This is a genomic window from Conexibacter sp. S30A1, from assembly GCF_023330665.1.
In the GTDB taxonomy this organism is placed as follows: domain Bacteria; phylum Actinomycetota; class Thermoleophilia; order Solirubrobacterales; family Solirubrobacteraceae; genus Palsa-465.
The window spans coordinates 1,170,696-1,191,797 of sequence record NZ_CP097127.1; the positions used below are offsets into that span (position 1 = coordinate 1,170,696).

The 21,102-nt window shown below is 69.1% G+C and carries 19 protein-coding genes; 8 read left to right on the forward strand and 11 right to left on the reverse strand.

What is annotated here, in order from left to right; genetic code table 11:
• The first annotated feature begins 2 nt into the window (after positions 1 to 2).
• Genes M3M54_RS05865 through M3M54_RS05875 form a run of 3 tightly spaced genes read left to right on the forward strand, consistent with a single transcriptional unit; the run spans position 3 to position 2,703 of the window.
• A complete protein-coding gene (locus tag M3M54_RS05865) occupies positions 3 to 500 on the forward strand; it encodes a flavin reductase family protein (protein WP_249021250.1) in 498 nt (165 codons plus the stop codon).
• A 55-nt stretch (positions 501 to 555) separates the two neighbouring features.
• Positions 556 to 1,233, forward strand: coding sequence for a response regulator transcription factor (locus tag M3M54_RS05870; protein WP_249021251.1), 678 nt, complete (start codon positions 556 to 558; stop codon positions 1,231 to 1,233).
• 9 nt (positions 1,234 to 1,242) lie between these two features.
• Entirely contained in the window at positions 1,243 to 2,703 is a 1,461-nt protein-coding gene (locus tag M3M54_RS05875) for a cell wall metabolism sensor histidine kinase WalK (protein WP_249021252.1), read from the forward strand.
• A 130-nt stretch (positions 2,704 to 2,833) separates the two neighbouring features.
• Here the strand turns inward: M3M54_RS05875 and phoU are convergent, their stop codons facing one another.
• The 3 genes from phoU to M3M54_RS05890 form a co-directional block, all read right to left on the reverse strand.
• Positions 2,834 to 3,538 carry a phosphate signaling complex protein PhoU gene (gene phoU, locus M3M54_RS05880; protein WP_249021253.1) on the reverse strand — a complete coding sequence of 235 codons (705 nt, stop codon included), beginning with the start codon at positions 3,536 to 3,538 and terminating at the stop codon, positions 2,834 to 2,836.
• Between the two features lie 22 nt (positions 3,539 to 3,560).
• Entirely contained in the window at positions 3,561 to 3,905 is a 345-nt protein-coding gene (locus M3M54_RS05885) for a response regulator transcription factor (RefSeq protein WP_249021254.1), read from the reverse strand.
• Positions 3,906 to 3,999: 94 nt separating this feature from the next.
• Positions 4,000 to 4,821, reverse strand: coding sequence for a response regulator transcription factor (locus M3M54_RS05890; RefSeq protein ID WP_249021255.1), 822 nt, complete (start codon positions 4,819 to 4,821; stop codon positions 4,000 to 4,002).
• Between the two features lie 220 nt (positions 4,822 to 5,041).
• On the opposite strand from M3M54_RS05890, the gene M3M54_RS05895 reads away from it, so the two are divergent.
• From M3M54_RS05895 to ppk1, 4 genes are all read left to right on the forward strand, one after another.
• Positions 5,042 to 5,551 (forward strand): vitamin K epoxide reductase family protein, encoded by a 510-nt coding sequence (locus tag M3M54_RS05895; RefSeq protein WP_249021256.1) that lies wholly within the window; start codon positions 5,042 to 5,044, stop codon positions 5,549 to 5,551.
• 54 nt (positions 5,552 to 5,605) lie between these two features.
• Positions 5,606 to 7,201: a Ppx/GppA phosphatase family protein gene (locus M3M54_RS05900; RefSeq protein WP_249021257.1), complete on the forward strand. Its 1,596-nt coding sequence runs from the start codon at positions 5,606 to 5,608 to the stop codon at positions 7,199 to 7,201.
• Between the two features lie 73 nt (positions 7,202 to 7,274).
• On the forward strand, positions 7,275 to 7,757 hold the full coding sequence (locus M3M54_RS05905; RefSeq protein WP_249021258.1) for a histidine phosphatase family protein: 483 nt from the start codon (positions 7,275 to 7,277) through the stop codon (positions 7,755 to 7,757).
• Positions 7,754 to 9,892, forward strand: a complete 2,139-nt coding sequence (gene ppk1 / locus M3M54_RS05910; protein ID WP_249021259.1) for a polyphosphate kinase 1 — start codon at positions 7,754 to 7,756, stop codon at positions 9,890 to 9,892. Before M3M54_RS05905 ends, ppk1 begins: the two co-directional genes overlap by 4 nt.
• Positions 9,893 to 9,916: 24 nt before the next feature.
• Here ppk1 and M3M54_RS05915 read toward each other — a convergent pair whose 3' ends face one another.
• The 4 genes from M3M54_RS05915 to M3M54_RS16785 all read right to left on the reverse strand — a co-directional run bounded on the left by M3M54_RS05915 (position 9,917) and on the right by M3M54_RS16785 (position 14,595).
• Entirely contained in the window at positions 9,917 to 11,056 is a 1,140-nt protein-coding gene (locus M3M54_RS05915; RefSeq protein ID WP_249021260.1) for a S1C family serine protease, read from the reverse strand.
• Between the two features lie 72 nt (positions 11,057 to 11,128).
• A complete protein-coding gene (locus M3M54_RS05920) occupies positions 11,129 to 13,096 on the reverse strand; it encodes an acetoacetate--CoA ligase (RefSeq protein WP_249021261.1) in 1,968 nt (655 codons plus the stop codon).
• 76 nt (positions 13,097 to 13,172) lie between these two features.
• Complete coding sequence (locus tag M3M54_RS05925) at positions 13,173 to 13,847, reverse strand: hypothetical protein (RefSeq protein WP_249021262.1); 675 nt, start codon at positions 13,845 to 13,847, stop codon at positions 13,173 to 13,175.
• A 40-nt stretch (positions 13,848 to 13,887) separates the two neighbouring features.
• Positions 13,888 to 14,595, reverse strand: coding sequence for a DUF5666 domain-containing protein (locus M3M54_RS16785; RefSeq protein ID WP_305883097.1), 708 nt, complete (start codon positions 14,593 to 14,595; stop codon positions 13,888 to 13,890).
• Between the two features lie 107 nt (positions 14,596 to 14,702).
• Between M3M54_RS16785 and M3M54_RS05935 the strand changes: the two genes are divergently transcribed.
• Positions 14,703 to 16,049 (forward strand): transposase, encoded by a 1,347-nt coding sequence (locus M3M54_RS05935; protein WP_249021264.1) that lies wholly within the window; start codon positions 14,703 to 14,705, stop codon positions 16,047 to 16,049.
• On the opposite strand, the gene M3M54_RS05940 is transcribed toward M3M54_RS05935, so the two are convergent.
• From M3M54_RS05940 to M3M54_RS05955, 4 genes are all read right to left on the reverse strand, one after another.
• A complete protein-coding gene (locus M3M54_RS05940; protein WP_249021265.1) occupies positions 15,992 to 17,212 on the reverse strand; it encodes an ABC transporter permease in 1,221 nt (406 codons plus the stop codon). The genes M3M54_RS05935 and M3M54_RS05940 overlap by 58 nt on opposite strands.
• Entirely contained in the window at positions 17,209 to 18,018 is an 810-nt protein-coding gene (locus M3M54_RS05945) for an ABC transporter ATP-binding protein (RefSeq protein ID WP_371878623.1), read from the reverse strand. Before M3M54_RS05945 ends, M3M54_RS05940 begins: the two co-directional genes overlap by 4 nt.
• Complete coding sequence (locus tag M3M54_RS05950) at positions 18,015 to 19,766, reverse strand: efflux RND transporter periplasmic adaptor subunit (RefSeq protein WP_249021267.1); 1,752 nt, start codon at positions 19,764 to 19,766, stop codon at positions 18,015 to 18,017. The genes M3M54_RS05945 and M3M54_RS05950 overlap by 4 nt, the downstream gene beginning before the upstream one ends.
• Before the next feature lie 102 nt (positions 19,767 to 19,868).
• Positions 19,869 to 21,101, reverse strand: coding sequence for a HAMP domain-containing sensor histidine kinase (locus tag M3M54_RS05955; protein WP_249021268.1), 1,233 nt, complete (start codon positions 21,099 to 21,101; stop codon positions 19,869 to 19,871).
• Position 21,102 lies beyond the last annotated feature (1 nt).

Genomic DNA, 21,102 nt, shown 5'->3' on the forward strand with positions numbered 1-21,102 from the left:
CAGTGGCCGACGCCTCGGAGCTGACCAAACCGCACTCGGAGAACTTCCGCTCCGTGCTGGGCAGGCTGCCGACGGGTGTTGTGGTGATCACCGGCGGTGACGCCAAGCGGCCGTCGGGCCTGGTCGTCGGCTCCTTCATGTCGGTGTCACTCGAGCCGCCGCTGGTCGCGGTCTGTGTGGCCAAGACATCCACGAGCTGGCCGGCGATCGAGGCCGGCGGGCACTTCTGTGCAAACGTGCTGGCGCAGGGGCAGGAGGCGCTCGCGCGGCAGTTCGCCGCAAGCGGCGGCGATAAGTTCCGCGGCGTTAGCTTCAGCCCGGCGCCGGCCAGCGGTGCGCCGCTGCTTGAGCGGGTCGCCGCCTGGATCGACTGCCGGATCTATGAGCGCTACGAGGCCGGCGACCACTGGCTGGTGCTGGGCGAGGTGCTCGAGCTGAGCGGCGTTGGCGACGGCGGCGCGCTGGTGTTCCACAGCGGCAGCTTCCGGCCACTGGCCTGACCGAAACTGACTTCTTCGCAAACGCTCACATGACCAGCCGATCATCTTTAGGCAAATGGCCCACATCCTGGTTGTAGACGACGAGCCCGCGGTGCGACGGGCGCTCGAGCGCGCGCTGCGACTCGAGCAGCACGAGGTGGAGCTGGCCGAGAACGGCGAGCAGGCACTCGACCACCTCGCCGAGCGCCCCGTGGACGCCGTCGTGCTGGACGTGATGATGCCCGGTGTCGACGGGCTCGAGGTGTGCCGACGCATGCGTGCCGGCGGCGACCGGACGCCGGTGCTGATGCTGACCGCGCGTGACGCGATCGACGACCGTGTGCTTGGCCTGGACGTCGGCGCTGATGACTACCTCGTCAAGCCGTTCGCGTTGCGCGAGCTGCAGGCGCGGCTGCGGGCGCTTTTGCGACGCACCGGCGAGGATGGCGGTGCCACCGAGACGCTGCGCTTCGGTGATCTGGTGCTCGACCCGGTCGCCCACCAGGTCCATCGCGGCGAGCGGCTGATCGAGCTGTCAAAGACCGAGTTTTTGCTGCTTGAGCTGTTCATGAAGCACCCGCGCCAGGTTCTGACCCGCTCAACCATCTTTGAGAACGTCTGGGGCTATGACTTCGGCCCGACCTCAAACGCGCTCGGCGTCTACATCGGCTACCTGCGCCGCAAGACCGAGGAGGGCGGCGAGCCGCGCGTCCTACACACGGTGCGCGGCATCGGCTACGTGCTGCGGGACTGAGGGCCCGGCATGCTCCTGCGCAGGCGGATAGGCATCGTGGCGGCGGTCACCGTCGCCGCCGCGGTGGCGGTCGCGATGCTCGCGAGCTACTTCATCGTCCGCGGCCGGCTGATCGCCCAGATCGACAGCGAGCTGATCGCCCAGGCGCAGCGCTACGAAGCTCTCGGGGTCGCTGCGATCGGTCCGCACACACGGCTGCCGGGGAACTCCGCAAACGGCGGCGCCAACGCGCCGTACGTGGAGCTCGTGAACCCGGCGGGCCAGACCCAGCCCTACCTGGGCGGGCTCTCCTGGCCGAGCACGCCAGCGACCGTGGCCGTCGCCAAGGGCGAAAGCAACGGGGCGCCCGCGACCGCAACCACCAGCAACGGCTTTGCGCTGCGGACCTACGCGTTTCACGCCATCGCCACCTCGACAGACGGGTACTCAACGCCGGTTGCCGTGGTGCTGGCGCGACCGCTCGGGCCGGTGCAGAGCGTGCTCGCAAGCATGCGCCTCATCCTGACCCTGCTGTTCCTCACGGTCGTGGTGCTGGCGGCACTGCTCGCCCGCCTGGCCACCCGCAGGGTGCTGCGTCCCTTGGCCGAGGTCACCGAGACCGCCCAGCTGATCGGTGAGACCGACGATTTGAGCCGGCGGCTGACCGTGCACCGGCCCGACGAGGTCGGGCAGCTGGCGTCCCGTTTCAACGAGATGCTGGAGCGCCTTGAGGCCTCCCGGGCGGCACTGGATGCCTCGGTCAGCTCCCAGCGCCAGCTGGTCGCAGACGCCTCGCACGAGCTGCGCACGCCGGTCACGAGCCTGCGCACCAACATCGAGGTGCTGCTATCCGGAGCCGAACTCGACGCTGAGGACCGCGAGCGGCTGCTGCGCGACGTCGTTGAGCAGAGCGAGGAGCTCTCAAACCTCGTCTCTGACCTGATCGAGGTCGCACGCGGCGACACGCCGCCTGCCAACCTCGTGGAGATCCGCCTGGATCAGCTCGCCGAGGACGCGCTTGACCGTGCGCGCCGCAACGCACCCTCCGTCGAGTACACCGAGCGGCTCGAGCCCGTGACCGTCCACGGTGACCCGGACAGGCTGCTGCGTGCGATCAACAACCTGCTTGACAACGCGGCCCTGCACGCCGGCCACGGCGGCCCGGTGGAGGTCACGGTCGACACCGGCGGCATAACCGTCCGCGACCACGGCGACGGGATCGCCGCAGAAGACCTGCCGCACATCTTCGACCGCTTCTACCGCGGCGCCAACTCGCGTGCCCGCCAGGGCAGCGGGCTTGGGCTTGCAATCGTCAGCCAGACAGCGACCCAGCACGGCGGCCGGGCGAGCGCACGCAACGCCCCCGGCGGCGGCGCGATCTTCCACCTGGCGCTGCCGTGTGTGCCCGCGCAGGCGCAGGACGGCACCACGCAGGCCAGCGGCAAGGCGACGCGCGTAGCGGAGCCGGCCACCACCCTGCTCAGGCCGTAGGCCGATCAGCCGCGCGCCCTTGCTCACTTCGCGCCAGCAAGCGCCCCCCTGACCGCCGTCCAACTCCGACGCTCTGCAGCAGGGGCGTGGCCGCACCTGCTCGGCCGCCACGACAGCGCCGAACCGATGCCTACTCCCCCTGCGCGAACTGCCTGTAGAGCCCGGTCACGACGAACACGGTCTGCTCGGCGATGTCGACCGTGTTATCGCCGATGCGCTCAAGACAGCGGGCGACGAGCACCATGAACATCGCCCACTCGCGCACCTCCGGGTCATCGCCGACGTCGACGGCGCGCTGGAAGATGTCGCGGTTGAGCTTGTTGACCTCCTTGTCCTGGCGCACCAGATCCCGCGCGAGCGCCACATGGCGGGTGTGGAAGGCCTCGCGCGCCTGCAGCACCTCCTCACGCACGACCACCCCCATCCGCTCGATCCATGCCAGGATCGTCTGGTCCTTCGGGGACTCATAGCCAGACAGCGGCACCAGCTTGGCCATGTTCGCGCACTGGTCCCCCATCCGCTCGATGCAGCGGATGCTGTGCAGCAGGGCCGCTGCGAGCCTCAGGTCGTCGAGAAACAGCGGCTGGCGGCCAAGCAGCGAGAGCACCCCCTGGTGGACCTCGACAAAACGCCCGTCGATGCGATGGTCATCAGCGGCGACCATCGCGGCCAGCTCAACGTCCTGGTAGCCGAGCGCCTCAAGCGCCCTGTCGAGCTGCGATGTGACCAGGTCAAGCCCCCCCATGACCTGATCCTCAAGCCGGTTCAGCTCCTCGCGAAACCAGGCTGGCTGGCGGGCGCCGCGCGCTGCTGGGTGCTTGTCGGTCTCGGCCATGGCAGTCTGACTCCGACCGCCATCATGGCACCACGCGGCGGCGCTGGGCCGCAAACCTGTAGCCGAACCCGAAATGGGTGTGGATGAAGGACCACTCCGGTAGCGCCAGCGACAGCTTGACGCGCAGCTTGCGGACATACACGTCAACGGAGCGGTCCCCGGGACGAAGCGGCCGCCCCCAGACCAGCTCATAGAGCTGCTCACGGGAGACAATCCGGTCCGTCCGCCGGGCGAGTTCGGCCAGCAGCCGCAGCTCACGGGCGGAGAGGTTCAGGGTCTGCCCGCCGCCGCGGGCCAGGTGCTCGGCCGGCGCAACCTCGAGCGGCCCCACGGTCAGGATCTCCTCATCCGGCGCGATGATCGACATCAGCCGATGATGGCGAGCGTCCGCGGCCGTGGCGTTTTACTGTGGTGAACAACGCGTGAACAGCCTGTGACCAGACCGCCGTGCGGTGAGTCGCTCAGACGCCGAGCAGGGCGCTGCCCGCACGCGGCGCCGGGTGCTCGTCGCAGCCGGCGCCCGCCTCGACGTCCGGCTCGGGAGCGAACCGGTAGCCAACGCCGAAGTGCGTGTGAATGTAGTTCCAGCCCGGTGAGCCGGCCCGCAGCTTCTGGCGCAGCTTGCGCACGAACACGTCAACGGAGCGGTCGCCGTGGGCCATCGCATAGCCCCACACGCGCTCGTAGATCTCCTCGCGACGCAGCACGCGATCTGACTGCGAGAGCAGCTGCAGGATCTCAAACTCGCGCGCGGTCAGCTCGAGGCTCTGGCCGTTCACGTAGGCCTGGTAGAGGTCCGGACGGACGGTCAGCTCGCCGATCGTCGTGGTCTGCACGAGCTCCGGCATCTCCGCGCGGCGGTGACGGCGCAGCGCCGCCTCAACGACGCTGATCAGCTCCTCCGCGTGGCAGGGCTTGGTCATCCAGGCGTCGGCCCCAAGGCGCAGCCCGCGGACACGCTGGGCAACCGACGAGGGCCCGGTGCAGATGACCACCGCAAGCGCCGGCATGCGTGCGCAGACCCGCTCCAGGTACTCCCAGCTCCCCGGTCCGATCACGGCCAGGTCGAGCACCAGGGCGTTCAGCCGCATCGTCACCAGCGCGTCCACCGTCACCGGGTTTGAGACCGTGCGCAGCTCCCAGCCGACCGCATCCAGCCGGTTGGCAAGGACCTGCGTGAAGCCCGGATCCCGGTCGAGTACCAGAAGCCGCAGGCGGCTGCTGCTGCGTTGCGTACCGGATGCCGGGGAGCGAGTCGGCGCCTCGGTTGCTTCGGGCGACATGGCTTGAGCATAAGGCCTGCGGCGGAGGATCCGACCCCGGAAGCGAGCTTGATCACAGGATCTTCACAAGGAAAATGCATGTATTTGAGCGGCTGTGGCAAGCTTCGAGCTGGCAAACATGGCCCGCGTGCGGGAGGGCCGGCGCTCTGCGCGGGCTCTTATGCGCGGCCTGTAACGTACCCCGCGACATGTCAGCGCCTGACACACCCAGCGACCTGCGATGAGCGCCAGCAGCATCGCGACACACCAGCCCGAGACGACCAGCACCGCCCGCAGGAGCCGTGACGGCCTGATGATCGCGATCCTGGTCTTCACAACGATCGGCCTGCTCGACGCCGCCTACCTCACCTACGTGCACTACCAGGGCTTCGGCGCGCTGCTCTGCCTGGGCGCGCACCACGGGCATTCAAGCTGCGAGACCGTGCAGTCGTCGGTGTGGTCTGAGATTGACGGGGTGCCGGTGGCGCTGCTCGGGCTGCTCGGCTATATCGGGCTGTTCGTCTCCTACCTGGTCAGCGACCGTCTCGACGGCGAGCTCGGCCGCGGCATGGGCTTCTGCATCGCCCTGATCGGCTTCGGCTTCAGCGCCTACCTCACCTACCGCGAGCTCTTCTCGATTCACGCGATCTGTGAGTGGTGCGTGGGCAGCGCCGTCTGCATGACCGTGCTCGCGGTGCTGACCGCTGTGCGGTTCCTGCGCGGCGAGCGCCAGCCCGACGCGACCGCCTGAGCGCGGCCTGCGCGCGGGGCTTGCAACGTCCGGCGCCGCCGCGATCATGCACGTATGAGCTGGAGGAGCACGCGGGCGGCTGCCGGAGCCGGTGGGCGCCCGCGCCAGGTGGCTGTGATCGACCTCGGCTCCAACTCGTGGCGGCTTGCGATCTACAGCTACGGCACCGAGCCGGAGCGCACCTGGTGGCGGCAGACCGACGAGCTCTACGAGGCGGTGCGGATCGGCAGCGGCCTGGCCGCCACAGGCAGGCTCAGCGAGGCGGCGATGGCACGCGGCCTGGAGACGCTTGTGATCTTTGAGCGCTTCTGCCGTGCCAACCGCCTCTCCCCCGCCGACGTCCACGTGTTCGCAACCAGCGCGATCCGCGACGCACAGAACCGCGAGGAGTTCCTCGCAAAGGTCAGCGACAGCACCGGCTACGAGGTCGAGGTGCTCTCAACCCAGGCGGAGGCCCACTACGGCTACGTGGCAGCCGTCAACAGCACAACGCTCAGCGACGGCGTGGTGCTTGACATCGGTGGCGGCAGCCTGCAGCTGGTGGCCGTGGCTGACCGCGAAGAGCGCGAGTCGGCCTCCTTTCCGGTCGGTGCGGTGCGGATGACCGAGTCGTTTCTGGCCGGCGACGGCCAGGACCGACCCACACGCAAGCGGGACCTTGAACGGTTGCGCGAGCATGTGAGGGCCGAGCTCGAGCAGGCCGGCTGGCTCGGGCACTACGGCGCTCGCCTGGTCGGCACCGGCGGCGCCGTTAGAAACCTGGCGGCGGCGGCCCAGTGCGCCCAGTTCGGCTCGGCCGGCGGCACCGACATCGGCATCCAGGGCGTGCGCATCGAGCCCGACATGCTCGACGAGCTCGTCCTGACGCTGGCCGCAACCCCACCCAGTGCGCGTCGCAGCGTTCCCGGCATCAAACCCGCGCGCGGCGACATCATCCTGGCGGCCGCCGTCACGCTCCAGACGGTCGTCAGAGCCGGCGGCTTTGACGGCATCGAGGCGACGGCGGCCGGCCTGCGCGACGGGCTCTTCCTGGCCCGCACGATCCTCAGCGAGGACCTTCCACGCCTGCCCGACGTACGCAGGGGGGCCGTGCGCAACCTCGCGGTCCAGTACGAGGCGGACCTGCCCCACAGCGAGCACGTGGCGCGCCTGGCGCTGCAGATGCACGAGTCGCTGGTGCAGGCCGGTCTGATCGCCCCCAGGCCCGGCGAGGCGGAGCTTTTGTGGGCCGCGGCAATGCTTCACGACGTCGGCATGACGATCTCCTACGGGGACCACCACAAGCACTCCCGCTACCTGATCGCAAGCGCGGAGCTACCTGGCTTTGACCCGCGCGAGCGGGCTCTGATCGCGCAGATGACCCGCTACCACCGCAAGGGTGTGCCCAAGCTCGGTGAGTGGGCGCGCTACGCGGCGCCGGGTGATGAGTCGCTGCTTGAGCGCTGCGCGCTGCTTTTGCGACTGGCTGAACACCTGGAGCGCGGGCGTGATCAGGCGGTCGATGCGGTGCGGCTTGAGACCAACGGCGACGGCGTCTCGCTGCACCTGCGAGCACACGGTGACCTCACCCTGCCGCGCTGGAGTGTCGAGCGTTACGGTGACGATGAGGCGTTCGCGCGCACCTTCCGCCGCCCGCTGGTGATCGGTTGAGCAGCGTCGCCGAGGCCGCCGATTAGCGCCATCTCCCAGGACAGCGACCACGCACGTCGTAGTCTTCCAAGCGATGCTGTGGTTGCTACGTCATGGCGATGCCGAGGCCGGTCATCCGGACGAGGCCCGTGCGCTCACCGCGCGCGGACGCACGCAGGCACAGACCGCCGGTGCGGCCCTGAGCAGGCTTGGCGTGAGCATCGACGCCTGCCTGTCAAGCCCCAAGCGCCGTGCCCTGCAGACGGCCGAGCTGGCCTGCACACCACTCGCAGTCAGCGTGTCGCTGCAGCCGGTCCTGGCCGACTCAGACTACGACGCGGCGCTCCTGGCCGCCGGGCTCGGCGACGTGCTGCTGGTCGGTCACAACCCGTCGCTCTCCCAAGCGGTGCATGATTTGACCGGCGCGCGCGTCAACCTGCGCAAGGGTGGCCTCGCAGCGGTTTCAGGCCGCGAGCTGGTGCTGCTGCTCGGCCCCCGGGAGCTTGCGGCGATCGCCGGCGCGCCGCCGCAGGACGCTGGCAGCGGCACCGCGCCCACGGCCGGAGAGAGCCGGTGAGCGCCACAGGCCAGGGCTCGCTGCAAGGCACAGACCCGCCGGAGCTTGGCGACCAGTCGCTCTACATCAACCGGGAGCTGTCCTGGCTTGACTTCAACGACCGGGTGCTCGAGCTGGCTGAGGACACCCGGGAGCCGCTGATCGAACGCCTCAAGTTCCTGGCGATTCACGCCACGAACCTGGACGAGTTCTTCATGGTCCGGGTGGCCGGGGTCCACGAGCAGATCGCCTCGCGCATCGACAGCCGCTCGCCGGACGGGCTGACACCGTCGCAGCTGATGGAGGCGATCGCTCAGGTGGTGCGCGCCCAGTGCACGCGCCGAGCCGACGTCTTCCGCGACGTGCTGCTGCCGGCACTCGCGCGGGCAGATATCAGGATCGTGCCCTGCGAGCAGTCTGGCGCCTCGCCCGAAGCCCTGGAGCGCCATTTCCTGGAGCGCATCTTTCCCGCGCTGACGCCGCTGGCGATCGGCCCGGGCAGACCGTTCCCCTACATCTCAAACCTCTCACTGAGCCTGCTGGTGCATCTGCACGACCCGGCGCTCGAGACCGAGCTGTATGCGCGCGTGAAGGTGCCCAAGGAGGTCCTGCCGCGCTTCATCGAGGTTTCCCGCGGCGTCTACGTGGCGCTCGAGGACGTGATCGCCACGCACCTGCAGGCGCTGTTTCCCGGCATGGAGGTCATCTCACACGGGCTCTTCCGGGTCACACGCGACGCCGACTTTGACATCTCCGACGAGGCCGATGATCTGCTCGCCGCGGTCGAGGATGAGCTGCGCCGGCGGCGCTTCGGTGAGGTCGTGCGGCTCGAGGTCTCCGGCGGCATCGAGCCAACGATGCGTGCGCGGCTGACCGAGTGGCTCGATCTGGAGGAAAACCAGGTCTACGACGACTTCGGCCTGCTGGACCTCGGCGACCTGTGGCAGATCGCCGGCATCGAGGGCCACCCGGAGCTGCGCCAGCGCCCGTGGGTGCCGCTGACGCCGCCGCCCCTGCGCCCACAGGCCGACGAGGGCACGGAGCAGCCGGACATCTTCGCGCAGATGCGCGCCGGCGATTTCCTCGTGCACTACCCCTACCACTCGTTCTCAGCCAGCGTCGAGCGTCTCGTGCTGCAGGCGGCAAGCGACCCCGCGGTGCTCGCCATCAAGATGACCGTCTACCGCACCTCGGATGACTCGGCACTGGTGCCGGCGCTGATCACCGCCGCCGAGAACGGCAAGCAGGCGGTCTGCATGGTTGAGCTCAAGGCCCGCTTCGACGAGCGCCAGAACATCCGCTGGTCACGCGAGCTCGAGGAGGTGGGCGCGCACGTCGTACACGGCATCCCCGGCCTCAAGACGCACGCCAAGGCGATCCTCGTGATCCGGCGCGAGCAGAACCGGGTGCGCCACTACGTGATGATCGGCACCGGCAACTTCCACGCCAAGAACGCGCGCCTGTATGAGGACTTCGGGCTGTTCGGCACCGACCAGGTGCTGGGGCAGGAGGTGGCGAACCTGTTCAACACGCTCACCGGCTACGCGCATCCTGGACGCGGCCGCAAGCTGCTCGTGGCACCTAACGCGATGCGCGAGCCGCTGCTTGAGCTGATCGAGCGCACCGTGGCGGCCAGGCAAGCTGGTCTTGGCGCCCGGATTCGCATGAAGATGAACTCGCTGGTTGACGAGCGCTGCATCCAGGCGCTCTACCGCGCCTCGCAGGCCGGTGTGCCGATCGAGCTCAACGTGCGCGGCATCTGCTGCCTGAGGCCGGGGGTGCCGGGTGTCAGCGAGACGATCAGGGTCGTCTCGATCGTCGGGCGGTTTCTCGAGCACTCGCGCGTCTACGCCTTTGAATTCGGTGAGGAGCGGGCGGTCTACATCGGCTCGGCCGACCTGATGCCACGCAACCTCGACGCCCGGGTCGAGCTGCTCGTGCCGGTGGAGAGCGCCGCGCTGCGCGCCGAGATCGACGACACCATGGACCGCTGCTTCGCCGACGACACCTACGCCTGGACCCTGGGCGCCGACGGCAGCTGGCGGCGGCGCGAGGGACACACGCGCTCGGTGCACCGGGAGCTCATGGAGCGCACGCAGCAGACGGCCTCCAGCTCGTCGACGCTGTCGCGGGCGCCGGCCTGCGGCGGTGCGTGAACACCGCCGCAGAGCACCGGCCGACTACCCGACGGTTGGCGCCGTCGCTGGCCTCACACCGAGCGTGACCTTGATCTTGCGCACCCCGTGGTGCGGGGTGTGCACCGTCATCGTCACCGTCTGCCCGGGCTTGTAGGTGCTGATCACGCCGATGAACGAGTCGGCGTTCGGGGTTGCCTGGCCGTTGACGGCGGTGATCACGTCACCGGCCACCAGCCCGGCCTTGGCGGCCGGCGAACCGGGCACGACCGGGGCAGCACAGCCGTTGCCGCCCGAGGTCGCGATCTGCGCGCCGGAATAGGTAGGCGTCAGCGACTGGCTCAAACAGACCCCGACGTAGGCGGTCTTGACCTTCTTGCCGGCGATCAGCGTGTTGGCGACCTGGGCGTCGGTGTTGGACGGTGTCGCAAACCCAACCCCGGCGCTGTTGCCGCTGTTTGTCTCGATCTGGTCGTTCAGCCCCAGCACCTGGCCGGCGGCGTCAAGCAGCGGACCACCGGAGTTGCCGGGGTTGATCGCCGCGTCGGTCTGGATCGCGCCGGGGATCGTGAAGTTGTTGGGCGCCGTGATGCTGCGTCCGACGGCGCTGACGATGCCGGCGGTGGTGGTCTCCGGCAGGCCGAACGGGCTGCCGATCGCCACGACCGGGTCACCGACCTGTGCCGAGCTCGAGTTAGCAAACGGGATCGGGTGAAGCTCGGAGGCACGCACGTTGACCTTGATCACGGCGACGTCAGCGGAGGCGTCCTCGCCGACGATCTTCGCGGGCACGCTGACACCGTTCTGGAAATCGACCCGCACGCTGGTCGCGCCGGACACCACGTGATCGTCGGTCAGGATGTAGCCCTGCTTGTCGTAGACCACGCCAGCGCCCAGGTCCTGGCTGGTTGTCGAGGGCGTGCTGAAGAAGCCGTTGCTGGTCCCCTTCTGAACGTCGGTCGCGACAATCTCAACGACGCCCGGGCTGTCCATCTTGTAGATCGCGTTGACGCTGAGCCCGCTGGTGGTGGTCTTGCTGGTCGCGGTCGGCACCGAGCTTGCGCCTGGCGCCGAGACCTGCTCGACCACGGTCTTGGTCGCGCCGCCGCTTGATAGCGCCAGCGCGATCACCGCGCCAGCAAGCGCACCGCTGACCACGAGCAGAATCTTCGTGAGGCTGTTCATGATGTTCTCGCTTGCTCCCTGGACGCTTTGCTGCCGCCGGTTTGGCGGTGCTTCAATGCTGGCCCGCTACTGCTAGAGCTTTGTAAGAGTGACGCGGGCCAGGAACGGCGCGAGCGCATCGGGGTTGGCAAGCGACCCCGGGCTGAGGGCCTGCTCGACCGGCGTGCCGGACAGGATGCGCTTGACCGGCACCTCGAGGATCTTCCCCGACAGCGTCCGCGGCACCTCGGGTATCTGCGTGATCGCGTCGGGCAGATGGCGCGGTGAGCAGCGCTCGCGCAGGCGCCCGCGGATCGCCTGGCGCAGCGCATCGTCGAGCACCGCCGCGGGCGCCAGCACCACGAACAGCTCCATCCAGCCGTCGGTCCCCGGCTTGGGCAGGTCGACCACCAAGGCGTCTGAGACCTGCTCGAGCGTCAGCACGGCCGCGTAGATCTCGGCCGTGCCGATGCGCACGCCACCACGGTTGATCGTTGCGTCGGAGCGGCCGTGGATGACCGCCCCGCCGTCGGCGTGCAGCTCGATCCAGTCGCCGTGACGCCACACGCCGGGGTAGGTGTCGAAGTAGCTCTCGCGGTAGCGCTCACCGCTCTCATCGCCCCACAGGCCGACCGGCATCGACGGCAGCGGCTCGGTCAGCACGAGCTCGCCGACGGCGCCCGTCAGCGGCTGACCCTGCGCGTCATAGGCCTGCACCGCGGCGCCCAGGGCCGGGGCCTGCAGCTCCCCGGCGCGCACCGGCAGGGTCGGCACGCCGCCGATAAAGGCGCTGCAGACATCCGTGCCGCCGGAGGTCGAGAACAGCCAGATGTCCTCACCCACGGCGTCATACACCCAGCGAAAGACCTCCGGGGCAAGCGGTGAGCCGGTCGATCCGACGGCTACAAGCCGCTGCAGGTCGTGGTCATCGCGCGGGCGCAGCCCGGCCTTGACACAGGCCGACAGGTAGGCGGCGCTCGTGCCAAAGCAGCTCATGCCGGTCTCCTGCGCCAGGTTCCAGAGCACGTTCATGTCGGGATGGCCGGGGTTGCCGTCATAGAGCACGATCGAGGCGCCGGAGAGCAGCACGCCGCCAAGGAAGTTCCACATCATCCAGCCGGTCGTGGTGAACCAGAAGAAGCGCCCGTCGGCTGAGGCGTCGAGGTGCAGGTGCACGAGCTTCAGCTGCTCGAGCAGCATCCCGCCCTGGCTGTGGACGATCGCCTTGGGCAGCCCCGTCGTGCCCGAGCTGTAGAGCACCCACAGCGGGTGCTCAAACGGCACCTGCGCGAACTCCAGCGCGCCCGCGCGCGCTTGCGCGGGCGCGCTGCCCGAGCGCCCGCCGAACTCCTCCCCCCAGCCACCGCCGTCCAGGTAGCCGAAGCGCACGAGCGCGGGCGTTGAGGGGATCGCCGCGACGATCTGATCGACGGTGTGCCGCCGGTCGTAGTCACGCCCGCCGTAGCGGTAGCCGTCCACGGCAAGCAGCACCTTCGGCTCGATCTGGCTGAAGCGGTCGATCACCGCGCCGGCGCCGAACTCCGGCGCCGCCGATGACCAGATCGCGCCGATGCTCGCGCAGGCGAGCATCGCCGCCACGGTCTCGGGGATGTTGGGCATGTAGGCGGCGACCCGGTCACCGCGGCCCACGCCGAGCGCGCGCAGACCGGCCGCCACGCGTGCGGTCTCGGCCTCAAGCTCGCCCCAGCTCCAGCGCGTCAGCGCCCGCAGCTCGGAGCTTGCCTGGATCGCCAGCGCCTGCGGGTCGCGCTCGCGAAAGACGTGGGCGGCGTAGTTGACGCTCGCGCCCTCAAACCAGCGCGCGCCGGGCATCTGGCGGCTTGACAGCGTCCGCCGTGGCGGTGTGGCGAACTGCACGCCGAAGTAGCTGACGATCGACTCCCAGAAGCGCTCGAGCTCGGTCACCGACCAGCGGTGAAGCTCGCCGTAGTCGGCCAGCGCCAACCCGTAGGTCTCATTGACCCAGGCGCGGTAGCGCTCGATCTGCGTGCGCGCGATGCGCTCCGTTGAGGGCTGCCAGAGGATCTCGCGCTCGGCCATCGTCGCCAAGTATGCGCAAACTGGCGCCGGGCGCGCGCCTCGCGGCGCGCGCCCTGCATGGCTGACGCTCAGGCCGTCAGGTGGTGGCCGTCGTCGCGGTCGTCGTGGTGGCGCTCGCGGGCGGCACGAACGCGCGGCGCAGGATACTCACGCACGCAGCGCTTGCCTTCTTGAACGCCGCGCTCTTCTCCACGCTCGCCGGGAACACAGCCCCCTTGCCTGAGGTGTTGGGCTCGGGCATCGACGGGTAGCCATGCGTGCGGATGCAGGCCACGTAGGACTTGAGCGCCGTGGTCGAGAAGTGTGGCGCGACGTGCCCGACGCCAGGCCTGAAGCCACCGTGACCGAACCCGAAGCCCGACTTGCCAAGCTTGGAGGCGCAATCCTTGAAGGCCTTGGCGAACTTGGAGTTGGCAAATCCTCCACCGGCGAACCCGCCGCCGCCGAAACCACCTGGGCCAAAGCCGCCACCGCCGGTCGTGCCGGTCGGCGGCGCCCCCGTGGTGCCCGTCCCACCGCGGAACGGGAAGCCACCGGCGTGCGCCGGGAGTGTCACCCCGTGCTGCTTGAGGCAGCTGGTGAAGGCCGTGCGCGCGGCGGTCGCGCTCGCCGGCGTGGTGGCGGCGGCAGCCTTGCTCGTGCTGGTTTTGGCGGCGCTGCTCGAGCCACCGCAGGCCGCGATCAGCAGGCCGGCCAGCAGCGCCGCCGCCAGCACCACCCCGCCGCGCAGTCTGTGCCGTGTAGTGCTCATGCTCTCAGTCAGTCCTTTCATCGTGTGAGTCCCGTGAGGCTCAGCCGCCGAACAGCGAGCTGATCGCCGAAGAGGCGCTCCCACCGGCAGCCGAGCTGCCGCTGGCGGTCGAGGCGCCGCTGGACGCAGCGCTTGAGCCGGAGTCGCTCACCGAGGTGGCATCCACGGTGCCCTTGGAGCCGGTGGTGCCCGAGACGACCACCTCGTCACCAGGGAAGATCTTCTTCCTGGACACGGGCTCGCTCTTGGTGAGCTTCGTGGCGCTCGTCAGCTTGACCTTGACGGTGTTGCCGCCAGCCTCCTGCACGTAGATGGTGTTGCCGTCAACCTCGGTCACGGAGCCGGCGGTCGCCCCGCCGGCCCCGCCGAAGGCCGCCGCGAACCTGCCCGCGAGGCCGGCGGCCGAGGCTCCCGCACCACCGCTGCCGGTCTTGCCGGCGCCGGCGCCGGCGGATGCCCCGGCGCCGAAGGCACGCGCGAACGCCGACCCCCTGCCCACACCAGCGCTGCTTGAACTCTGCGACTTCTCCACGCGGATGCCCACGTAGAAGCCGACGCCACCGAGGATCAGCGCCATCAGCAGCGCCGTGACCGGTGTCAGGTAACGGGCCCGTGGCCTGACCGGCAGCGTGTCAGCGAAGCCGTCGTCGTAGTCGTCAAACTGGGTTGGAAGCTGCTGCGTGCCGCCCGTCCCTGCCGGCGGACCCATTATCTGCGTGGTCGGTTCGGGTAGCTGTGGTTCGCTCATCTGCTTTCACCATTTTTTTGGGGTCCGGGGGCGGGAAGCCCTGTCCGTTGGGGCGGGGAGGGATAGCCCCGGTGCTTCGGTTTGCTGTCCGGTCCGGTTGGGAACATATGTTCGTGCAGGCTGGCTACCGCTATCGCGTCTATCCCACCGACGAGCAGGCCATGATGCTTCTCAACCAGATGGGCATATGTCGGTGGGTGTGGAACGAAGCGCACGCGCTCCGCCAGCGTGTGTGGCACACGGAAGGCCGGTCGGTTGGGTACGCGCAACTGTGCCGCCACCTGACTGTCGCACGCAGCGAGAGCGAGTGGTTGCGAGCCGGGTCCGTTGACTGTCAGCAGCAGGCGATCCGTGAACTCTGCGCCGCGTACGGCCGCACGTTTACGGCGCGCATGACGACCGGCCGGAAAGTGCCGCTGCCGGGGCCGCGCCGTAAACGCGGCAGCGGCTGGAAAACAGTGCGCTACACCCGCAACGGATACCGCCTCGATCCTGATGGCGGGCTGCTGCTCGCCGGGGTAAAAGGGGGGATCATCGTGCGATGGTCGCGGGGGCTGCCCAGCCACCCGACAGGGGTGAGCGTCACGTTGGACGCGGCGGGACGCTGGCACGCGAGCTTGTGTGTTGAGGTCAAGGAAACACCGCTTTCCCCGACCGGCCGCACGGTCGGGGTTGATCTCGGCGTCAAGGCCGCGCTCGCCCTGTCGGACGGGGCGGTGATCGAGAACCCCCGGCATCTGCGTCGTCGCGAGCGGGCGTTGGCGCGTTCGCAGCGGACGCTCGCACGTGCCTGTAAAGGCTCGAAGAACCGAGCGAAGGCCAAGATGAAGGTCGCGCGCTGTCACGCCCAGGTCAGGGACGCCCGCCGGGACTGGCAGCACAAAGCCACTACGGCGCTGGTTCGTGAGAACGATGTGATCTGTGTTGAGGACTTGAACGTCAAGGGCATGAGCGCCACCGCCAAGGGCACCATCGAGCAGCCAGGGCGCAACGTGGCACAAAAGGCCGGGTTGAACCGCGCGGTCCTTGACGTGGGGTTCGGCACGATCCGATCCCAACTCGTCTACAAAGCAAGCCTGTACGGCCGTGACCTGCGGGTCGTGGACCGCTGGCTGCCATCCTCTAAAACGTGCTCCGGCTGCGGTCACGCGAGAACCAAGCTCGCCCTCTCGGAACGAACCTACACATGCGACAGGTGTGGCCTGGTGCTTCACCGGGACATAAACGCCGCGCTCAATATCCTCGCCGCCGGGCTGGCGGAGAGCCAAAACGCCTGTGGAGAACACGTCAGACCCCGGCCGCCAAGGCGGCCGGGGCAGCGCTCGATGAAGCAGGAAACCCGCCGGGCGACCGCCGGGAATCCCTTCAGTAAGGAAGGGGAGGAAGTCAACTCTGGTCATTCAAAGCGCAGTGCATCGATCGGGCGCATCGCCGCGGCGCGCCAGGCTGGGTAAGTGCCGAAGAACAGCCCCACGAGCACCGCGGCGCCGAACGCCAGGCCGATCGAGTAGGGGGCGATCACCGGCGCCACGCCGGCGATCTTGAACTGGCCGCCGATCAGTCCCGCGAGCACACCGGCGACTCCACCGAAGATCGAGACGAGCACCGCCTCGACCAGAAACTGGGTGAGGATGTCACGCCGCCGTGCGCCGACAGCCTTGCGAATGCCGATCTCGCGCGTGCGCTCGGTGACGGACACGAGCATGATGTTCATCACGCCAATGCCGCCGACCAACAGCGAGATCGCCGCGACCTCGGCCAGCAGTGTCGTGAACACCTTGTTGCTCGAGTTGGAGGTGGCGAGGATCGAGCCCTGATTTACGACCTCAAAGTTGCTGGTTGTGCTCGAGCCGGCGCTCGGGGGGTCGAGCGTGTTGAGGATGTCGGTCGCCTCGGTCTGGGCGGCGTTGACCGCGTTTGCCGCGCGCGCCTGCACGAGGATCTGGCTGATCGTCCCGTACCCGGTGAGCAGCTCCTGCACGGTTGAGATCGGGGCTGCGGCAAAGTCGTCCAGGTTGGTGGAGCCGTCGGTCCCCTTGGACACGGTCACACCAATCACCTCGAAGCTCGTGTTGTCGATCTCGACGTTGTCGCCGACCGGGTCGGCGGTGCCGAAGAGCTCCTGCGCGACCTGCGGCCCGAGCACGAGCACGTCAGCCCTGTCGTTGACCTGCTGGGTGGTGAACCACTTTCCGTAGGCGATCTTGTAGTCGCGGGCCGAGGCGTAGCTCGGCGTCGTGCCGACGAAGGTGGTTGGGCTGAAGGTGGATGTGCCGTAGGTCAGGGTCACCGACGAGTCCGCCACGACGGGCGCAACGGCCTTGATGTCGGGGGCCTCGAAGTGGTTCTCGAGCGCCTGAGCGTCGGCGAGCGTGAGCGTGACGCCCACGCTCGCGCCCCGGGCGAAGAAGCCGCCGAGCGTCGGCGCGGCTGTGACGGTCAGCGTGTTGGCGCCCAGCGCGTCGATCTGTGCCTGCACCGCCGCCGAGGACCCGGTGCCGACGGCGACCAGCACGATCACCGAGCCGACGCCGATCATCAGCCCGAGCATCGTGAGCGCGGTTCGCAGCTTGTTAGCCGCCAGGCCGCTCAGCGCAACCGCAAGCACCTCGGTCATGGCCTCGTCGCCTCAGTCTGGGTCGCGGCGGCGCTGTCTGAGACCATGCGGCCGTCGCGCAGGCGGATCACACGGCGGGCGTGCGCCGCGACCTCCTCCTCATGGGTGATCAGCACGATCGTCCGGCCCTGGCGGTTGAGGTGGGCGAAGACCTCGAGCACCTCCCGCGTTGAGCTCGAGTCAAGGTTGCCGGTCGGCTCGTCGGCGAGGATCAGCGCGGGATTGGTGACAAGCGCCCGCGCCAGCGCCACCCGCTGCTGCTGGCCACCGGAGAGCTCGGATGGCATGTGGCCGGTGCGGTCGCTCAGACCGACCATCGCCAGTGCCGTCTTGGCCCGCTGCGCGCGCTCGGCCTTGGGCAGACCCGCATACTGCAGCGGCAACGCCACGTTGGCCAGCGCACGCGTTCGCGGGATCAGGTTGAAGGACTGGAAGACGAAGCCGATGTAGCGGTTTCGCAGGTCCGAGAGGTCGTCCTCGTCGAGCCCCGCGACGTCCACCCCGTTGATCCGGTAGCTGCCCGCACTGGGCGTGTCCAGGCAGCCGAGGATGTGCATCAGCGTGCTCTTGCCGCTGCCCGACGGTCCCATGATCGCCACGTATTCGCCCTGCTCGATCTGCAGGCTGACACCGCGCAGGGCGCGCACGACGATGCCGCCGAGCTCATAGCGCTTGCGGACATCGCGCACGTCGATCACCGGCCCGCGCGTACGCGGCCCAACCGAGCTGCGCCGCTGTCCAGATGCGCCTGGCGCGCCGCCGGCGGCTGACGGCTCGCGTCTGCGCGATCGCCAGGCCAGGCTCATCCGGCACCCCCGCCGAACAGCGCCCGGAAGCCGGCCGCACCGCCGCCCCCTGCGCCGGCGAACCCGCCCGCGCCGGCGAACCCTCCGGCCCCGGCGAAGCCGCTCGTGGAGCTGGTGGTGGAAGTGGTGGTCGTCCCGAGCGCCGGCAGCGTGATCTTGACCTGCAGCTGCTGGCCGCTCTTCAAGCCGCTGAGGATCTGGGTTCGGGAGCTTCCCCGGAGCCCGACGACCACCGTCTGGGCGCTCACCTTGCCGTTCTTGACCACCTCGACGACCGCGTCCGTACCGGCGCCCGTGATCGCGTCGTTTGGCACGGTCACGCCCTCGGCCTGGCTGGTCACGATCGTGGCGGTGGCGCTCATCCCCGGCAGAACCTTGGGGTTGCTCTGGTCGACGGAGATGGTCGCGTTGTAGGTGACCACGCCGCTTGAGTCAGAGCCAAGTGGCGAGATCGAGCTGACCTTGCCCGCCAGCTCGACACCGCTCAGCGGCGTGATCGAGACCGTGGCAGGCTGGCCCACCTTGACGCTCGAGACCTGGTCTTCGCTCAGCGAGACGGTCATCGTCATGGTGCTGTCGTTGATCAGCTCCACGAAGCCGGAGCTCGAGCTCGTGCCGCTCGCGCTGGTGCCCAGGCCGCTTGCGCCGGACGTGGTGCTCGCGGCGCTCGACGCCGCGGCGCCGCTCGCGCTGGCGCCACCCGAGACGCTCTGGCCGATCGTGTCGGCGGCGAGCGAGGCGACCATGCCGCTCGCCGGCGCGTACAGCTTGGTCTCGGCGAGCGCCTGCTCGTCGGCCTTGACCGTCGCCCGCGCAGCCTCAACCTCAACCTTAGCCTGCTGGATCTGTGCCGCCGTGGGCTTGGTCGTAGTCGTGGTCGTGATCGCAGCCGTCGTCCGGACGCCGGTCGTGGTCGTGCCAGACGTGGCCTGCTTCGAGCTCCCTGTGGACGTCGTGGAGCTGGTTGGCGTCTTGGTCGCTTTGGATGTGCTCGTCGTCCTGCTGGACGTCGGCGTCTTGGACTTGGCGGGGCTGGTCGTCTTGCCCGTCGTCGTCGTGCTCGTGGTCGTCGTCGTGGGGGGGACGGTCTGCGTCGTGGTGTCAGCCGCGGTGGGGGCAGTCGAAGTGGGGACAGTCGACGTGGTCGTCGGCGTCGACGGGGTCGTGCCTGTGAACGTCTGCGTGCCGGAGCCGTGGCTCAGCAGCTCGGCTCCACGGACCGCCGCCGCGCTGGCGACAACCGACGCGGCGCTTGCCGCACTCGTCCCACCGGCAGCCGCAGATCCGGACGATGAGCCGCCCGAGCTCGACGCACCCGAGCTGCTGCTCGCGGTCCCGTCCTCCACCTGGGTCAGATTGTCCTGCGCCGAGGTCAGGCTGGCGCGCGCCTCCGCCAGCGTGAGCTCCGCCGCGGACGGGTCTAGCTTGGCCAGCAGCTGTCCCTTCTTGACGTGCTCACCGACCTTCACGTAGACGGCCTCAAGCGTCCCGGAGGTGCCGAAGTTGAGCGTGTCGTCGATGCCCGGCTCAACCGTGCCGCTGCCCGCGACCGTGGCCTGGACGACACCATCTGTCGCGCTCACATCCTCGGTGGAGGTTCGGGCGGAGCTGGTCGCCGGCGCCCCCAGCTGCGTGATCGCGAAGATGATGATGGCGGCCGCGGCGGCCGCGAGCAGCGCGACATACCACCGCGGCACAACGCGCCTGCTGCGCTGTTGGTTCATGAAGCCTGAATCTACGATCGCCACATGAGAAATCGCTCATAGAAGCCGAAGAGCTTCGACTCACCGCGACGCTCGCGCAGGCGGCCGTGGGCGCTCGCCACACCGGGCAGCTCACGCCCGGCGATGTCAGTTCTGTGTAAGCGCGCGCATCCGGTGCGGAACCGACGGCCGCGGCGGCGCACCGGGAGCAGCTGCGAGGCTCACGTGAACCTGCAAGCCACCGTCGGCGGGAGCCGTCAGCTCGACGGTCCCGCCGTGAACCTTCACCACCGAGGCGACGATCGAAAGCCCCAGGCCGAAACCACCGCCCGTGCGGCTCAGACGTCGGAACGGCTCCGTTAACGAGCCAACCTCAGCCGGGTCGATCACCGGCCCGTCGTTGCGGACCAGCAACTCCGTGCGCCCATCCTGGGACCAGGTCGCGATCATCAGGCTGCCGCCCGGCAGGTTGTAGGCGATCGCGTTCTGGATCAGGTTCGCGAGCATGCGCTCCAAAAGCGCCGGGTCGCCCGACGTCGGCGCCGGCCCGAGGTTGCTCGTGATCCTGATCCCCGCCTGGTCGGCGGCGCGGTGCAGGTCGGTGATGCACCCGGCCGCGAGCTCGCCCAGGTCGACCGTCTCGGCGCTGTGGGAGACCGCCTCGCTGCGCGCGAGAAAGAGCAGCGCCTCGATCAGCGCCTCGGTGCGGTCGACGGTCTCCCTGACCGCCTCACCCATCGCCCGTAGCTCACCGACATCCGCCCGCTGATCGGCCAGCGCCACGTCAATCTCGGTACGCATGACCGCAAGTGGGGTGCGCAGCTCGTGCGAGGCGTTGGCGACAAAGTGCCGCTGGCTGGCGAAGGCGCCGTCCAGGCGCACCAGCATCCGGTCGAAGGTGTCGGCGAGCTCCTTGAGCTCGTCCTCGGGTCCCTCAAGCGCGATGCGCTCGCCCAGATTCTCGCCCGAGACGCGCTGGGCCGCGGCGATGATCGACCGCAGCGGTGAGAGCGCACGCCCCGCCATCCACCAGCCGAGCGCGACCGAGATGCCGGTCATGCCGACGAGGGCGGCGCCGTACTCGAGCAGCAGGCGGTGCAAAGCGGCGTCCACCGCCTGCTGGTAGCCCGCCTGAAACGCCCGCACATCCTCTCCGACCGGCACCGGCTGACGCCCGAACAGCGCGCGATACTGCCCAAACAGCGAGTGGTAGAGGGAGGGGCCGAGCCCGAGCGCCTCCGCGTGGAAGCTGTGGCGGTGCGCGAGGTTCTGACGCACCAGCAGGTAACCGATGCTCAGCATCGCGACGGAGCTGATCAAAAAGACGCCACCGTAGATCAGGGTCAGTCGCAACCGGATGGTGCGGGCCCTGAGCCTCATC

Bases quoted from the DNA above. Each gene is read 5' to 3' on its own strand.
- M3M54_RS05870 (WP_249021251.1), top strand. From the start codon at position 556: ATGGCCCACATCCTGGTTGTAGACGACGAGCCCGCGGTGCGACGGGCG.
- M3M54_RS05875 (WP_249021252.1), top strand. From the start codon at position 1,243: ATGCTCCTGCGCAGGCGGATAGGCATCGTGGCGGCGGTCACCGTCGCC.
- phoU (WP_249021253.1), bottom strand. From the start codon at position 3,538: ATGGCCGAGACCGACAAGCACCCAGCAGCGCGCGGCGCCCGCCAGCCA.
- M3M54_RS05885 (WP_249021254.1), bottom strand. From the start codon at position 3,905: ATGTCGATCATCGCGCCGGATGAGGAGATCCTGACCGTGGGGCCGCTC.
- M3M54_RS05890 (WP_249021255.1), bottom strand. From the start codon at position 4,821: ATGTCGCCCGAAGCAACCGAGGCGCCGACTCGCTCCCCGGCATCCGGT.
- M3M54_RS05895 (WP_249021256.1), top strand. From the start codon at position 5,042: ATGAGCGCCAGCAGCATCGCGACACACCAGCCCGAGACGACCAGCACC.
- M3M54_RS05900 (WP_249021257.1), top strand. From the start codon at position 5,606: ATGAGCTGGAGGAGCACGCGGGCGGCTGCCGGAGCCGGTGGGCGCCCG.
- M3M54_RS05905 (WP_249021258.1), top strand. From the start codon at position 7,275: ATGCTGTGGTTGCTACGTCATGGCGATGCCGAGGCCGGTCATCCGGAC.
- M3M54_RS05915 (WP_249021260.1), bottom strand. From the start codon at position 11,056: ATGAACAGCCTCACGAAGATTCTGCTCGTGGTCAGCGGTGCGCTTGCT.
- M3M54_RS05920 (WP_249021261.1), bottom strand. From the start codon at position 13,096: ATGGCCGAGCGCGAGATCCTCTGGCAGCCCTCAACGGAGCGCATCGCG.
- M3M54_RS05925 (WP_249021262.1), bottom strand. From the start codon at position 13,847: ATGAGCACTACACGGCACAGACTGCGCGGCGGGGTGGTGCTGGCGGCG.
- M3M54_RS16785 (WP_305883097.1), bottom strand. From the start codon at position 14,595: ATGAGCGAACCACAGCTACCCGAACCGACCACGCAGATAATGGGTCCG.
- M3M54_RS05935 (WP_249021264.1), top strand. From the start codon at position 14,703: ATGTTCGTGCAGGCTGGCTACCGCTATCGCGTCTATCCCACCGACGAG.
- M3M54_RS05940 (WP_249021265.1), bottom strand. From the start codon at position 17,212: ATGACCGAGGTGCTTGCGGTTGCGCTGAGCGGCCTGGCGGCTAACAAG.
- M3M54_RS05945 (WP_371878623.1), bottom strand. From the start codon at position 18,018: ATGAGCCTGGCCTGGCGATCGCGCAGACGCGAGCCGTCAGCCGCCGGC.
- M3M54_RS05955 (WP_249021268.1), bottom strand. From the start codon at position 21,101: ATGAGGCTCAGGGCCCGCACCATCCGGTTGCGACTGACCCTGATCTAC.